The sequence below is a fragment of the Pseudomonas sp. Root569 genome, from assembly GCF_001427465.1.
Taxonomy (GTDB): domain Bacteria; phylum Pseudomonadota; class Gammaproteobacteria; order Pseudomonadales; family Pseudomonadaceae; genus Aquipseudomonas; species Aquipseudomonas synxantha.
The window spans coordinates 23593-38319 of record NZ_LMGQ01000023.1; the positions used below are offsets into that span (position 1 = coordinate 23593).

The window sequence follows — 14727 nt, forward strand, 5'->3', positions numbered from 1 at the left end:
GAATAGCTGCCCACAGGATGTTGTCTGCCATTCATTGGCTGAATGGCCAGAGGGCTCAGACGACGCTCTACTCTTCAAGGCGAACTATAAACAGCCGATAACGAGTTGAACGCGAAAACCACTCCTCACGCCACTGACAAATACCGACCAACCCATTAGGCTGCTGGAATCACTTCTGGCCGGGAATTAACGATGCTTTTTCTTCACCGCTCGGCACTGTCAGCATTGTGCCTATCGCTACTATTGACCAGCGCCCCGTCCGTGCAGGCCGCCGAAGCGCCAGCGCCTGCAGACGAAAAACCGGTTGAACGCCACCCCCTGCCCGAGCGTAGCCAGGCAGAAGCCAGCGCGCTCGAACGGCAGGTTCCGCCACAGGAACAACAACAGTTACAGGCTGGCAGCGATTCGTTTTTGGCACTCTGGAAACCCGCCAACAGTGCCGAAGCTGAAGGTGTGGTGATTATTGTGCCTGGGGCCGGGGAGAACGCTGACTGGCCGCAAGCCATCGCCCCCTTGCGGAGCAAGTTACCGGACGCTCACTGGGGTACCCTGAGCCTGTCGTTGCCGGACGTGAATGTGGACACTCTGCCGCCACGCGTTATCGAGCCGCCCAAGGCTGCGGTCGATACCAGCAGCAAGGAGGGCAGCACCGCCGCCAAACCCGTCGAACAGGCCGCCAGCGCCGAGGCCGAAGGTACTGACCCGGCGGTGGTACCGGGCGCGGATGAACAGGACAAGACCGACGCCAAGCGCATCTTCGACCGTATCGATGCCGCCGTCGCCTTTGCCCAGACCCAGAGCGCCCGCAGCGTGGTATTGCTCGGCCATGGCACCGGCGCCTGGTGGGCGGCACGTTACCTGAGCGAGAAACAGCCCTCGCAGGTGCAGAAATTGGTCATGGTGGCCGGGAAGACGCCCGCTGCGCGTCAACCAGACCTGCAGCAACTGGCGCCGAGCTTGAAGGTGCCTACGGCGGATGTGTTCTATCAAGATGGCGCCTCGGAACGTAAAAACGCCCAGGAGCGTATCCAGGCGGCCAAGCGGGCGAAGAATGACGGCTACAAACAGGTGTCGCTTACGGCTTTGCCAGGCAACAGCGCAGCAGAGCAGGAACAGTTGTATCGGCGGGTTCGTGGGTGGCTGAGCCCGCAGGCCGGCGCCAACTGATCACAAATTCGAAATCAATATAGACCAATGTGGGAGGGGGCTTGCGCCCGATAGCGGTGTATCAGTCAACATATTCATTGGCTGACAGCTCGCAATCGGGGGCAAGCCCCCTCCCACATTAGCTTGGGTTTTCAGGCCAATCGCCTCAGCGAAAATCCCGCCGCTCGCGAATCAACGCATAGGCGTTATGCAGCTCCCGGGTGCGCTCCGTCGCCTCCCGTACCTGCGCGGGGCTGGCACCGCTGCCAGCGATCTTGTCCGGATGGTGACGGCTGAGCAGGCGGCGGTAGGCGCGCTTGATCACTGAAGGTTCGGTAGTTGCCGTCACGCCTAGAATCCGCAACGCCTCCTGATAAGCCCCGCCACGACTCGCCAATGGCTTACGCTCCGGCGCGTAATCGACTGCCAGCGCCTGGAGTTGTTGCGGTGTCCAGCCCAGCCACTTGCCCCACTGGTCGATCAGGTCGCGCTCGGCATCATCCGCCCGGCCGTCCGCCCAGGCCATGCGCCAACAAGCACGCAAGACACCTTCCGCCGCATGGGGCTGGGCCTTGAGTACACGCAGGTAGCTGCGTACACGGACACTGCCGGATTTACCACGGTTGAATGCCATGATGGCGCGGCGCTGGGCCGGCTCGCTCATGTCCAACGAACGCATTTCCTGACGCGCCTGCTGGATATGCCCATCGACAACCCGTCCATTACTCTTGGCCAGCCGCCCCAACAGCACAAACAACAATTCGTCGTGGCGCAATGCCGGCCGCCCGCCCAGGCGTTCGCGCAACTGCGCCCAACTGTGCAGCTGCAGGCGACGATCCAATGCCTGCCCCAGCAATGCACCCAACAATGCCCCCGGGATACTGGCAATGGCAAAGCCAGCCCCCGCGCCAATCAGCGTCCCTGGCCACAACATCCTACTGCCCCGCTGTCAGCAGAGTTTCGACCTGTGCCAGGCGCTCCAACGTGCCGACATCAATCCAACGTCCTGTCATGTGTTCCCCCGTTACCAGCCCTTTAGCCATGGCCGCCCGCAACAGCGGGGCCAGCTTGAAGGCACCCGCGCTGCAACCCGCGAACAATTGAGGGTCTAGCACTGATATGCCACTGAAGGTCAGGTTATCGGCACCGGGCGCCGCATCATGAAGCACACCATGATCCAGATGGAAATCACCACCCGAGGCGTGATGCGCCGGGTTGTCGACCATCACCAGGTGCGCCAGGCCCTTGAGCGGTTGCTTGAGCCGGGCGAAGTCGTAGTCGGTCCAGATATCGCCATTGACCACCAGGAACGGCTCATCCCCCAGTAACGGCAGGGCCTGGAAAATCCCGCCGCCGGTTTCCAGCGGTTCGCCCTCCGGTGAATAGCGGATGCGCAGGCCGAACTGCGCACCATCGCCCAGGTAACTCTCGATCTGTTGACCGAGCCAGGCGTGGTTGATCACGATATCGGTGAAGCCGGCCTTCGCCAGCGCCTCCAGGTGATATTCGATCAGGCGCTTGCCACCGGCCTGCACCAGCGGCTTGGGCGTATGCAGCGTGAGCGGACGCATCCGCTCGCCTTTGCCCGCCGCCAGGATCATGGCCTTCATACGCTCGCCTCGGCGGGTTGGCGAAGGCTGGCAAGCAGCTCGCCCAGTTCGCTCAACTCAGGCCGGTCGGCGAGCACGGCGTCTATATAAGCGAAGAAGCGCGGCACGTCCGCCAGGTAGCGTGGCTTACCGTCGCGGTGGCAAATGCGCGAAAAGATGCCGATAACCTTGAGGTGGCGCTGCACGCCCATCAGGTCGCTGGCACGCAGGAAATCTTCAAAGTCATCCTGTACGGGAATCCCCAGCTGCCCGGCGCGCTGCCAATAGCCACGCTGCCATTCTCTCACGCGGGCCTGGGGCCAGCTGAGGAAGGCGTCCTTGAACAGGCAGGTAATGTCGTAGGTTACCGGGCCGTAGACCGCGTCCTGGAAATCCAGCACGCCAGGGCTGGGCTCGCTGATCATCAGGTTGCGCGGCATATAGTCGCGATGCACCAGCACCTTGGGCTGCGCCAGGGCACTGTCGATCAACTGCTCGCTGACACGCTGCCAGAGGGCCTGTTGCTCGGCGTCAAAGTCGATTCCCAAGTGTCGGCGTACGTACCACTCCGGGAACAATTCCAGCTCGCGGCGCAACAAGGCCACGTCATAGCTGGGCAGTGGTTGGTCCATCGGCAGCTGTTGAAACGCGAGCAGCGCATCGATGGCATCGGCAAATAACTGATCGGCGTTTTCACCGTCAATCACGTCCAGATAGGTTTTTCTGCCCAGGTCATTGAGCAAAAGAAAGCCACGGGGCAAATCTTCTGCATAAATTTTCGGCACATTTATTCCGGATTTCGCCAGCAGATGCGCGATATCGACGAAAGGTTTGCAGTTTTCCTGGGGAGGTGGCGCGTCCATGACAACGAACGTATGGTCACCGCCCTCCCAGCGGAAGTAACGCCTGAAACTCGCGTCACTGCTGGCCGCGGTCAATGTGGCCGGGGGCACGACGCCCCAATCCTGAGCGTTGAATAGGATTGGCAACTGCTCATCCAGCCAGACTTCCAGCTGTTGTAAACGTAGATCTTGCTCGGGCATTACAGAGGTCTCCGACGGCGCTAGCCGTCAAGCGGGGCATGCTTTATTATCACGCATCTTGTGCGACACGCGTAGCGTGTCTCCAGGTTGGCGGTGAGACGTCACCGTCAATGGTTTTCCCTAAGAAAACCGATAGCCCGGTAGCCAATCCGGGAAACAAAACAGCCCAGGGGTCCCACTGCTTAGAAGGACTCGTTGTCGCTGCGGCGACAATAGCGAACCCCAAAGCCGCTTAGCACTCAGAAGCGCGGCTATGGTCCGAATTTCGGACTGGGAGTGCCTACTTCACTACTGATGAGGTCTCTATGCGGAAACGTCTAGCCCTTAAAGCTGATGTATCGGCAAGTCAGACAGATATCTCCAAAGCTCTCGATGACGTCTTGTATCGACTGACTTGGAAATTTGCGGGAATGATATCGGCCTTTACGGTCGTCATTATTTGCGCCGTCTTCTACATCAGATAGCGAATCCACTCAGGCCCTAGGCCTACCCTTGCGGGATGAATCCCCGCAGGGATTCCTCCTGCCTTAAAACAGGAGGAAATACTCTTTGAGCGTGCTGCCTTGCAGTCCTCCGCTCACATCAAACCGGAGACACGAGCGAAAACTCTGTCTGTCATTGTCCAACTATCTTATTTTGAGATAGCAGCGGACTCGTTGTGCGACCAACGATAGCCTAGGAAAACATGCGTCACTGGTAACGGTGGGGTGTGAAGCTTTTCCGACAATGTAGTCCCCATCAGGGTGTGCTTTTGCCGTGAGGCAAAGTACAGACGCTCGGAGCAGTACCGGGTCGAGACGCTAGGCTGGTTGGCATGGGTAACGTAAGTGAACTGCTGATAAACGCCGTAATGATAAACATGCCAAAACTGCTGTCAGGCATGGACCAAAAGGTATGGGGCCAGTTATTCCTGTGGGATGTGGGAATACGTCGCTACAAGGCCTCCGGTGAAAAGGCAGACCCTAAACCAATCGTGTGACAGGTAGGGAACGTGGTAAGCCCGTATGGCCGCCTTCGGGCAGGTGAACCGCAAGGGGATCTGTTGGCTGTGCGGGTATGGGATCGCAGAAAAAGCGAACGCCGAGCTGTAATGGCGCGGATAGGGGTTGGAACATTACCCCACGGGAAACCGGGCAGACTTCTGCGTGGTCTTTTATCGCATGAACGCTGAGTAAACCTGTCTCAATCATCTTCGAAGTCCGGCAGTAATGGGCTTCTTATTCATCCACTCCTGACGGGAGCGTCCATTCCCGTCAGGGGATGCGTACGTCTTCTGCTCGGGAAACTTGAGAGGAAGGCAGCATGTTAGTACCTAGCCAACTGGCCGGGTCTGCGCCTTCCGGCGTTCCGCAGCATTGGCATGACATCGATTGGTGTCGTGTGCAGCAGAACGTACGGGCGATGCAGATACGGATTGCGAAGGCTTGTCGGGAAGGCAACTGGCGCCGGGTGAAAGCCCTGCAACGGATGTTAACCCGCTCTCGTTCGGCCAGATACTTGGCCATACGGCGAGTCACTGAAAACCAGGGCAAGCGCACGGCGGGAGTCGACCGCGTGCTCTGGGATACACCCGATGCCAAATGGAAAGCGGCAAATGGGTTGAAGCGCCACGGGTATAAGCCACGGCCACTACGGCGTGTGTTTATCCCGAAATCGAATGGAAAAGAACGCCCTCTGGGCATTCCAACCATGACTGACAGAGCTATGCAGGCGCTATACCTGCTAGCCCTGGCACCTATCGCTGAGACCACCGGCGATCCAAACAGCTACGGCTTTCGGATCGAACGCTCCACGGCGGATGCGATGGGACAGTTGTTCGTTTGTCTATCCAAGAAGGCTTCGGCCCAATGGGTATTGGAAGCGGACATCAAAGGCTGCTTTGATCACATCAACCATGACTGGCTGATCGAAAATGTCCCAACGGACAAAGAAATCCTCCGAAAATGGTTGAAAGCTGGAGTGATTCACAAAGGCCAGCTACAGGCAACGAATGCCGGTACACCACAGGGCGGGATTATCTCGCCCACCTTGGCTAATTTGGTGCTGGATGGACTGGAATCACAGCTCAAGCAACATCTGGGCGTGACGAAGGCGAAGAAGCTGAAAATTAACGTGGTGCGATATGCGGATGATTTTGTGATTACCGGTAGCTCGAAAGAGATGCTCGAAAATGAGATCAAACCTTGGGTTGAGCAGTTTCTCGCGGTGCGAGGATTGCAGCTGTCGCTTGAGAAAACCCACGTCGTCCACATAGATGAAGGCTTCGACTTCCTTGGTTGGAATTTCCGCAAATACGGCGGAAAACTCCTGATCAAACCTGCCAAAAAGAACGTGAAAGCGTTCTATAGGAAGGTAAAAGAGGTCATCAGCACTAACAAAGCGGTGAAACAGGAGGAGTTGATCCGCCTGCTTAATCCGATACTGCGAGGCTGGGCGCTGTATCACCAGCCTGTGGTCGCCAAGAAGGCGTACAGCCGCATGGACCACCAAATATTCCAAGCGCTTTGGCGTTGGGCGAAAAGGCGGCACCCAAACAAAAGTCTCGATTGGGTAAGGGAGAAGTATTTCCAAACCTACGAAAATCGAAGCTGGGTGTTTGCCACCACGGTCATAACGGAGTCAGGAGGCAAAGAGGCAATTCGGTTATACGCCCTAGAGGCCACGCCGATTGAGAGGCACAGGAAGATCAGCGGGGATTTCAATCCGTTTGATCCCTCTATGGAAGAAATGGGAGAGGCATTGCGGATGTCCCGGATGCTCGGGAAATTGAAGTACCGCAAACAAATTCTTCATCTATTTCAATCCCAAAAAGGACTGTGCGTACTATGCAAAAGCCCAATATCTAGGGAGACTGGGTGGCACGACCACCACATCATTTATCGCTCACAAGGCGGTGGTGACTCGCTGGACAACCGGGTACTATTGCATCCCATTTGCCACCAGCAGCTTCACGCTCGTGGACTAACAGTGTACAAACCGGCTCCCCCAAGGGGGGGCTTCGTAAAGACTTGAGCCGTATGCGCTGAAAGGCGCACGTACGGTTTTTAGGGGGGAGCAGACCAGAAATGGTCTGTTCCTACCCAACTTTCAGACCATCGAGAGGCGTGCGGCCCAAACCGCGGGCAGATGGCACGCAGGAAGCCCGGACTAATAAGATGGCATTGAAATCCCCCGCGTTTCGTAGAAAATTTCCGTTGCTGGTAACCGGCAGTCTGCTGGCCATGCAACCTTTCGCCACTTCACACGTGGTCGCCGCTGAGCAGTATGACTGCTCGGTCTCTGCTTCGGGTGCCTGGGATTGTGCGCCGAAGACCGCCGCCGCCCCGCTGCCGCCGCGTCCGGTGCATGACGGTTCCGCCGTCAGCTCGGCCAACGGTACGCCGCAAGGCGAAGCCGGCGGCAAGGTCGACGCCGAGCCGAAGACCATGCTGGTCACCGAAGCCAAGGGCCGTGGCCTGCGTTCGCGCAGCGCCGACTACAGCCACTTGGACTGGGTGCCTCGCGAGAAGCTGACCGCAGCACAGCTGGCCGAAACCGGTCCTTACTGCAGTGGTGCCTACATCGAGCCTGTTCGTCCTGGCATGAACGACAAGACGAACAAGAGCGACGCGCCGACCTTCATCGGTGCCAAGGCCTCTCGTTACGAGCAGGAGCAGCAGGTTGCGACCCTGGCCGGTGACGTGGTCATGCGCCAGGGCAGCATGCAGCTGGAGTCGGACGAAGCCAGCCTGTACCAGGCCGAGAACCGTGGCGAGCTGAACGGCAAGGTGCGTTTGCGCGACAACGGTGCGCTGATTGTCGGCGACCATGCAGAAGTGCAGCTGGACACCGGTGCCGCCCAGATCGACAACGCCGAATACGTGATGCACAAGTCACGCATCCGCGGTAACGCGCTGTACGCCAAGCGTGCAGAGAACGCGATCATCCGTCTCAAGGACGGTACGTACACCACCTGCGAGCCAGACAGCAACGCCTGGCAGCTCAAGGGCAACAACATCACGTTGAACCCGGCCACCGGTTTCGGTACAGCCACCAACGCGACGTTGCGGGTCAAGAACATCCCGATCCTGTACACCCCTTACATCTACTTCCCGATCGACGACCGTCGTCAATCCGGCTTCCTGCCGCCGAGCTTCAGCACCGGTGGCGAGACGGGCTTCACCCTGGTGACGCCGTACTACTTCAACCTGGCGCCGAACTATGACGCTACGTTGTACCCGCAATACATGACCAAGCGCGGCTTGTTGATGGAAGGCGAATTCCGCTACCTGACCAAGTCGAGTGAAGGGCAGTTTGGTGGGGCGTATCTGAACGACGACAACGACGAGCGCAAGAACCAGACCGATTACGAAAAAACCCGCTATATGCTCAACTGGCAGCATAAGGGTGGGTTGGATTCACGTCTGACTTCCCAGGTGGATTACACCAGGATCAGCGACCCTTACTACTTCCAGGATTTGAAGTCGTATGAGGAAGGGGTTGAGAGCCAGGACGCTCTGAACCAACAGGGCTCCCTGACATATCGGGGCGACTCTTATCAGGCCCGCTTGAATGTGCAGGCCTATCAGCTGGCGACAATCACTCAGATCACCCCATATGACCGCCTGCCCCAGCTCACCTTAAATGGCCAACTGCCATTTCATCCGGGCGGCCTGGATTTCAGCTATGAAACCGAAGCCGTACGTTTTGATCGGGATCTGGAGAACGGTAACTTTACCGACGAAAATGGCCTGGTGTCGCGTCGACTCGATACCAACGTTACTGGCCTGACCCGTGCAAACGGTACGCGCCTGAACCTCGCGCCAGCTGTTTCGTATCCGATGAACTGGTCCTACGGCTTTTTGACGCCGAAGTTGAAGTACGTTTATACCAAGTACGATTTGGACCTTGACGGTACAGGCAAGAGCCAAATGGCTGCTGGAGGTCAAACCTTCAATAGCTCGCAGGATCGCTCAGTACCTATCGCAAGTATCGACAGCGGCCTGTACTTCGACCGCACGACCAATTGGTTCGGCAAAGACTATAACCAGACCCTCGAACCTCGCGCGTTCTACCTCTACGTGCCGAATAAAGACCAAACCGAGATCCCTGTTTTCGACACGAGCGAAAACTCGTTCAGCTACTCCTCACTGTTCCGAGATAATCGCTTCAGCGGCTCCGACCGCATCGGCGACGAGAACAAGCTGTCCTTTGGCCTTACCAGCCGTTGGATCGAAGAGAATGGTTTCGAACGTCAACGCGCGTCCATCGGCCAAGCGGTGTACTTCAAGGACCGTGAAGTTCAATTGCCAGGCATCGATGCCAAGACGCGTGATGATGCGCATTCGAACGTCTCACCAGTTGCTCTGGAATACGAATTCCGTTTCAACCGCGACTGGCGCGCTACGGCCGACTACAACTGGGATACCGAAAGCCATAGCCCTCGTTCCGGTAGTGCAATGTTCCACTACCAGCCGGAAGACAACCCGAACAAGGTCGTCAACCTCGGCTACCGCTATCGTAATGACCAGGTCGTCTACAACCAACTGACCGGTAAATGGCAGTTCGGCGGCGACTTCGGCAGCCCAGGTCAAGAGAATTACGTGAAGGATTACTACAAAATCCAGCAACACGACTTCTCGATGATGTGGCCGATCATTCCGCAGTGGAACCTGATCACCCGTTGGCAGTATGACTATGCCCGCAACCGCACGCTGGAAGCCTTCGGTGGCTTCGAATACGACAACTGCTGCTGGAAGCTTCGTGTCATCAACCGTTACTGGGTTTCCAACGACGAATACACGCAGATCGCCCCGCAGAACGAAAAGGGTGACCACGGGCTCTTCCTCCAGATCGTCCTTAAAGGACTCGGCGGCCTGACCGGCGCCAAGGTAGAGAGCTTCCTCGACAAAGGCATTGAAGGTTATCGTGAACGTGAAGACAAAGCTTTCTGAGTGTTTGCGCCCGCTAGTGCTGGGCGCGCTGTTCCTGGGTACTGTTACGGCACACGCCGCGGTCCAACAGCTGGATAAAGTAGCGGCCATCGTCGATAACGACGTGATCATGCAGAGCCAGTTGGACCAACGGGTCAAGGAAGTACAGCAAACCATCGCCAAGCGTGGCGGTGGCGTGCCGCCGACCAGCGTCCTGGAACCCCAGGTACTGGAGCGTCTGATCGTCGAAAACCTGCAACTGCAGATCGGCGAACGCTCCGGTATCCGAATCTCGGATGAAGAGCTGAACCAGGCCGTCGGCACCATCGCTCAACGCAACAACATGAGCATCGATCAGTTCCGCGCCGCCCTGGCTCACGACGGGTTGTCCTATGAGGACGCCCGTGAGCAGATCAAGCGCGAAATGATCATCAGCCGTGTGCGCCAGCGCCGCGTGGCCGAACGAGTCCAGGTGTCCGAACAGGAAGTGAAGAACTTCCTGGCCTCGGACCTTGGCAAGATGCAGCTCTCCGAAGAACTGCACCTGGCCAATATCCTGATCCCGACGCCAGACAGCGCCAGCGCCGAGCAACTCAACGCCGCAGCCGCCAAGACTCAAGCGGTATACGACCGCCTGAAGGCCGGCGCTGACTTTGCCCAGACCGCGATTGCCGTCTCCGGCAGCGATAACGCCCTGGACGGCGGTGACATGGGCTGGCGTAAAGCCGCGCAACTGCCACCTCCGTTCGACCGTGAACTGAGCGCCATGAACGTGGGTGACATCACCCAGCCAGCACGTACGCCAGGCGGTTTCATTATCCTCAAGCTGCTGGGCAAGCGCGGCGGCGAGACCTCGCTGAAAGACGAAGTACACGTTCGTCATATCCTGGTCAAACCGAGCGAGATCCGCACCGAGGCACAAACCAAGGAACTGGCGCAGAAGATCTACGACCGCATCGAAAGCGGCGAAGACTTCGCCACCCTGGCCAAAAGCTTCTCGGAAGACCCAGGTTCTGCCCTCAACGGCGGCGACTTGAACTGGATCGACCCAAAAGCCCTCGTGCCGGAGTTCCAACAAGTCATGGCCGATACCCCGCAAGGCGTGTTGTCCAAACCGTTCAAGACCCAATACGGCTGGCATGTACTGGAAGTCCTTGGCCGTCGCGCCACGGACAACACCAACCAGGCCCGCGAGCAGCAAGCCCTGACCGTACTGCGTAACCGCAAATACGACGAAGAGCTGCAAACCTGGCTGCGTCAGATCCGTGACGAAGCTTATGTAGAAAACAAGCTGCCAGGCGCCGAGCAAACAGGCACCGACCAGGCCACCCAGTGAAACCCCAGCGTTTCGCGGTGACACCCGGCGAGCCGGCCGGCATTGGTCCAGATCTTTGCCTGCTGCTTGCCTCGCAACTCCAGCCACACCCCCTGATTGCCATCACCAGTCGCGACCTGCTCCTCGAGCGGGCCGCGCAACTGGGTGTGGCTGTCAACCTGTTGGACGTGGCGCCGGGCAACTGGCCTGACCTGCCGGCGCCCGCAGGCAGCCTGTATGTGTGGGATACCCCGCTGCACGCCAAGGTTGTTGCCGGGCAACTGGACAAGGCCAATGCGGCGTTTGTGCTGGAAACCCTGACCCGTGCGGGCCAAGGCTGTATCGACGGTGACTTCGCCGGCATGATCACCGCTCCGGTACACAAAGGCGTGATTAACGAATCCGGCATCGCCTTCTCCGGCCATACCGAATTCCTCGCCGAGCTGACCCACACCGCTCAAGTAGTCATGATGCTCGCCACCCACGGCCTGCGCGTCGCCTTGGTGACGACTCATCTGCCGCTGCGTGAAATCGCCGACGCCATAACCGCCGAGCGCCTCGAGCGTGTCACGCGCATCCTGCACGCCGACCTGCAACAGAAATTCGGCATTGCCCAACCGCGTATCCTGGTCTGCGGGCTCAACCCCCACGCCGGTGAAGGCGGTCACTTGGGCCATGAAGAAATCGACATCATTGAACCGACATTAGAGCGCCTGCGCCAAGAAGGCATGGACCTGCGCGGTCCATTGCCCGCAGACACTCTGTTTACCCCCAAATATCTGGAGCACTGCGACGCAGTGCTGGCGATGTACCATGACCAGGGGCTGCCCGTGCTGAAATACAAAGGCTTCGGCGCCGCAGTCAACGTGACGCTGGGCCTGCCGATCATCCGCACCTCCGTCGACCATGGCACCGCCCTGGACCTGGCGGGCAGCGGCAAGATCGATACCGGCAGCCTGCACGTGGCCCTGGAAACCGCCTATCAGATGGCCGAGACCCGTATATGACTGAGCATTACCAACACCGGGCGCGCAAGCGCTTCGGGCAGAACTTCCTGCACGACGCTGGCGTGATCGACCGCATCCTGCGCTCCATCCATGCCAAACCCGAGGACCGCCTGCTGGAAATCGGCCCGGGTCAGGGCGCGCTGACCCAGGGCTTACTCGCCAGTGGTGGGCAACTGGACGTGGTGGAACTGGACAAGGACCTGATCCCGATCCTCAACCAGCAATTTGCCGGCAAGCCCAACTTCAACCTGCACCAGGGCGACGCACTGAAGTTCGACTTCAACAGCCTCAATGCCTCGCCCAACAGCCTGCGGGTAGTGGGTAACCTGCCGTACAACATCTCCACACCGCTGATTTTCCACCTGCTGAACAACGCCGGGATCATCCGCGACATGCACTTCATGCTGCAAAAAGAAGTGGTGGAACGCCTGGCTGCCGGGCCTGGCGGCGGCGATTGGGGTCGTTTGTCGATCATGGTCCAGTACCATTGCCGTGTGGAGCACCTGTTCAATGTGGGCCCTGGCGCGTTCAACCCTCCGCCGAAGGTCGACTCGGCCATCGTGCGCCTGGTGCCTCACGCCGTGCTGCCGCACCCGGCCAAGGACCATAAATTGCTGGAACGCGTGGTACGCGAAGCGTTCAACCAACGTCGCAAGACCCTGCGCAATACCCTCAAGGCTCTGCTGAGCACCGCTGAAATCGAGGCCGCCGGCGTCGATGGCAGCCTGCGCCCCGAGCAGTTGGACCTGGCCGCATTTGTACGCCTGGCCGACCAGTTGGCTATCCAGCCTGCTCCGACGGCGGAATAAGACAAAAGGACAACATGATCCAAATGTGGGAGGGGGCTTGCTCCCGATAGAGGAGTATCAGTGGATACATTTTCAACTGACACACCGCTATCGGGAGCAAGCCCCCTCCCACATTCTGGATCACGTCATCCCAGACGGCATGTCTGGCCTAGTGCCCACCTGATGGCCTAGACTGAGCCGCATCTGCTGTCCTCCGCTTTTAAGGCCTCTTGCATGTCCGATCCTCGCTACCAGATCGACGTCAGCGTCGTCACCCGCTTCCTGGCGGACCAATCGCAACCTGAACATAACCGTTTCGCCTTTGCCTACACCGTCACAGTGAAAAACAACGGGCTGGTACCGGCCAAGCTGCTGTCACGGCACTGGGTGATCACTGACGGTGATGGCCAGGTCGAGGAAGTGCGCGGCGCCGGCGTGGTGGGCCAGCAACCCTTGATCGACAGCGGTGCCAGCCATACCTATAGCAGTGGCACGGTGATGACCTCCAAAGTCGGCACCATGCAAGGCTCGTATCAAATGAAGGCCACCGACGGCCACTTGTTCGACGCCACCATCAAGCCCTTCCGCCTCGCGGTGCCCGGAGCCCTGCACTGATGGCGACGTACGCGGTCGGTGATCTGCAAGGGTGCCTGGAGCCCCTCAAGTGCCTGCTGGAGCGCGTAGCCTTCGACCCGGCTGAGGATCGCCTGTGGCTGGTGGGGGATTTGGTCAACCGTGGCCCTCAATCCCTGGAAACCCTGCGCTATCTCTATAACCTGCGTGATTCCCTGGTGTGCGTACTGGGCAACCACGACCTGCACCTGCTGGCCGCTGGCAATAATATCGAGCGTCTGAAAAAGGGCGATACCTTACGGGAAATCCTTGATGCGCCCGATCGCGTCGAGCTGCTCGACTGGCTGCGTCGCCAAAAAATCATGCATTACGACGAAGGCCGCAACATCGCCATGGTCCATGCGGGTATCCCGCCCCAATGGACGTTGAAGAAAGCCCTCAAGTGCGCCGCCGAAGTCGAAAGCGCACTTGCTGACGACAACCTGTATACGGCATACCTCGACGGCATGTACGGCAATGACCCGGTGAAGTGGGACAACGACCTCACCGGCGTGACCCGCCTGCGTGTGATCACCAACTACTTCACGCGCATGCGTTTCTGCACCGCCGAGGGTAAGCTGGATCTCAAGAGCAAGGAAGGCGCCGACACTGCGCTGCCGGGTTATAAGCCCTGGTTTGCCCACCCGGAACGCAAGACCCGTGACACTCGGATCATCTTCGGTCACTGGGCCGCCCTGGAAGGCAAGTGCGACGAGCCCGGCGTGTTCGCCCTTGACACCGGTTGTGTGTGGGGCGGCGCCATGACCCTGATGAACATCGACACCGGCGAGCGTCATGACTGCCAGTGCCAAGCCCCCCTTCCCATTACCCAGCCGGCCACCGCCAAGCCTTAGGAGCCCGCCATGAGCGAATTCAAACGTATCCCTCCCGAACAAGCCCAGGCCTTGCGCGAGCAAGGTGCAGTGGTGGTTGATATCCGTGACCAGCCGACTTACGCAGCCGCCCACATCAGCGGCGCCCGGCACCTGGATAACGTCAATATCGCCGACTTCATCCGCGCCGCCGACCTTGATGCGCCCCTGATCGTAGCCTGCTACCACGGCAATTCCAGCCAAAGCGCGGCCGCCTACCTGGTCAGCCAGGGCTTCTCCGACGTCTACAGCCTGGACGGCGGCTTTGAGCTGTGGCGTGCGACTTACCCTTCGGAAATTTCCTCAGGCGATTCGCAATAATTTTTTTCACACCCCGCTACCCCGCGTGACGCTTGGGCTTGCGCCGTTTCTGACGAACGGCGCAGCCAAACTAATTGCGCATCACCCCTTTACCTCCCGGATTCCGAACTATCCTTAAGCGC

Annotated in this window: 12 protein-coding genes; 9 read left to right on the top strand and 3 right to left on the bottom strand. The window is 58.9% G+C overall.

Annotated elements, in window-relative coordinates; translation table 11 throughout:
• Nucleotides 1-192 precede the first annotated feature (192 nt).
• Nucleotides 193-1167, top strand: a complete 975-nt coding sequence (locus ASD70_RS15700) for an alpha/beta hydrolase family protein (protein WP_056846884.1) — start codon at nt 193-195, stop codon at nt 1165-1167.
• A 145-nt stretch (nt 1168-1312) separates the two neighbouring features.
• On the opposite strand, the gene ASD70_RS15705 is transcribed toward ASD70_RS15700, so the two are convergent.
• The 3 genes from ASD70_RS15705 to ASD70_RS15715 are packed head-to-tail and all read right to left on the bottom strand — an operon-like array spanning nt 1313 to nt 3778.
• A complete protein-coding gene (locus tag ASD70_RS15705; protein WP_056846885.1) occupies nt 1313-2080 on the bottom strand; it encodes a TerB family tellurite resistance protein in 768 nt (255 codons plus the stop codon).
• A 1-nt stretch (nt 2081) separates the two neighbouring features.
• The gene (gene murU / locus ASD70_RS15710) at nt 2082-2756 is read right to left on the bottom strand and encodes an N-acetylmuramate alpha-1-phosphate uridylyltransferase MurU (RefSeq protein ID WP_056846886.1); all 675 of its coding nucleotides are present in this window, start codon (nt 2754-2756) and stop codon (nt 2082-2084) included.
• Complete coding sequence (locus ASD70_RS15715; protein ID WP_056846887.1) at nt 2753-3778, bottom strand: aminoglycoside phosphotransferase family protein; 1026 nt, start codon at nt 3776-3778, stop codon at nt 2753-2755. Before ASD70_RS15715 ends, murU begins: the two co-directional genes overlap by 4 nt.
• 1302 nt (nt 3779-5080) lie before the next feature.
• Here ASD70_RS15715 and ltrA point away from each other — a divergent pair.
• From ltrA to glpE, 8 genes are all read left to right on the top strand, one after another.
• Nucleotides 5081-6790 carry a group II intron reverse transcriptase/maturase gene (gene ltrA, locus ASD70_RS15720; RefSeq protein WP_033938807.1) on the top strand — a complete coding sequence of 570 codons (1710 nt, stop codon included), beginning with the start codon at nt 5081-5083 and terminating at the stop codon, nt 6788-6790.
• Nucleotides 6791-6933: 143 nt separating this feature from the next.
• Nucleotides 6934-9711 carry an LPS-assembly protein LptD gene (locus tag ASD70_RS15725; protein ID WP_056846888.1) on the top strand — a complete coding sequence of 926 codons (2778 nt, stop codon included), beginning with the start codon at nt 6934-6936 and terminating at the stop codon, nt 9709-9711.
• Nucleotides 9692-11026: a peptidylprolyl isomerase gene (locus ASD70_RS15730; protein ID WP_145916492.1), complete on the top strand. Its 1335-nt coding sequence runs from the start codon at nt 9692-9694 to the stop codon at nt 11024-11026. Before ASD70_RS15725 ends, ASD70_RS15730 begins: the two co-directional genes overlap by 20 nt.
• Nucleotides 11023-12012, top strand: a complete 990-nt coding sequence (pdxA, locus tag ASD70_RS15735; protein WP_056846889.1) for a 4-hydroxythreonine-4-phosphate dehydrogenase PdxA — start codon at nt 11023-11025, stop codon at nt 12010-12012. Before ASD70_RS15730 ends, pdxA begins: the two co-directional genes overlap by 4 nt.
• On the top strand, nt 12009-12821 hold the full coding sequence (rsmA, locus tag ASD70_RS15740) for a 16S rRNA (adenine(1518)-N(6)/adenine(1519)-N(6))-dimethyltransferase RsmA (RefSeq protein ID WP_056846890.1): 813 nt from the start codon (nt 12009-12011) through the stop codon (nt 12819-12821). The genes pdxA and rsmA overlap by 4 nt, the downstream gene beginning before the upstream one ends.
• A gap of 213 nt (nt 12822-13034) precedes the next feature.
• Nucleotides 13035-13415 carry a Co2+/Mg2+ efflux protein ApaG gene (gene apaG / locus ASD70_RS15745; protein WP_043049712.1) on the top strand — a complete coding sequence of 127 codons (381 nt, stop codon included), beginning with the start codon at nt 13035-13037 and terminating at the stop codon, nt 13413-13415.
• Nucleotides 13415-14266, top strand: a complete 852-nt coding sequence (locus tag ASD70_RS15750; protein WP_046069793.1) for a symmetrical bis(5'-nucleosyl)-tetraphosphatase — start codon at nt 13415-13417, stop codon at nt 14264-14266. Before apaG ends, ASD70_RS15750 begins: the two co-directional genes overlap by 1 nt.
• 9 nt (nt 14267-14275) lie before the next feature.
• A complete protein-coding gene (gene glpE, locus ASD70_RS15755; RefSeq protein ID WP_046069794.1) occupies nt 14276-14605 on the top strand; it encodes a thiosulfate sulfurtransferase GlpE in 330 nt (109 codons plus the stop codon).
• The last annotated feature ends 122 nt before the right edge of the window (nt 14606-14727 follow it).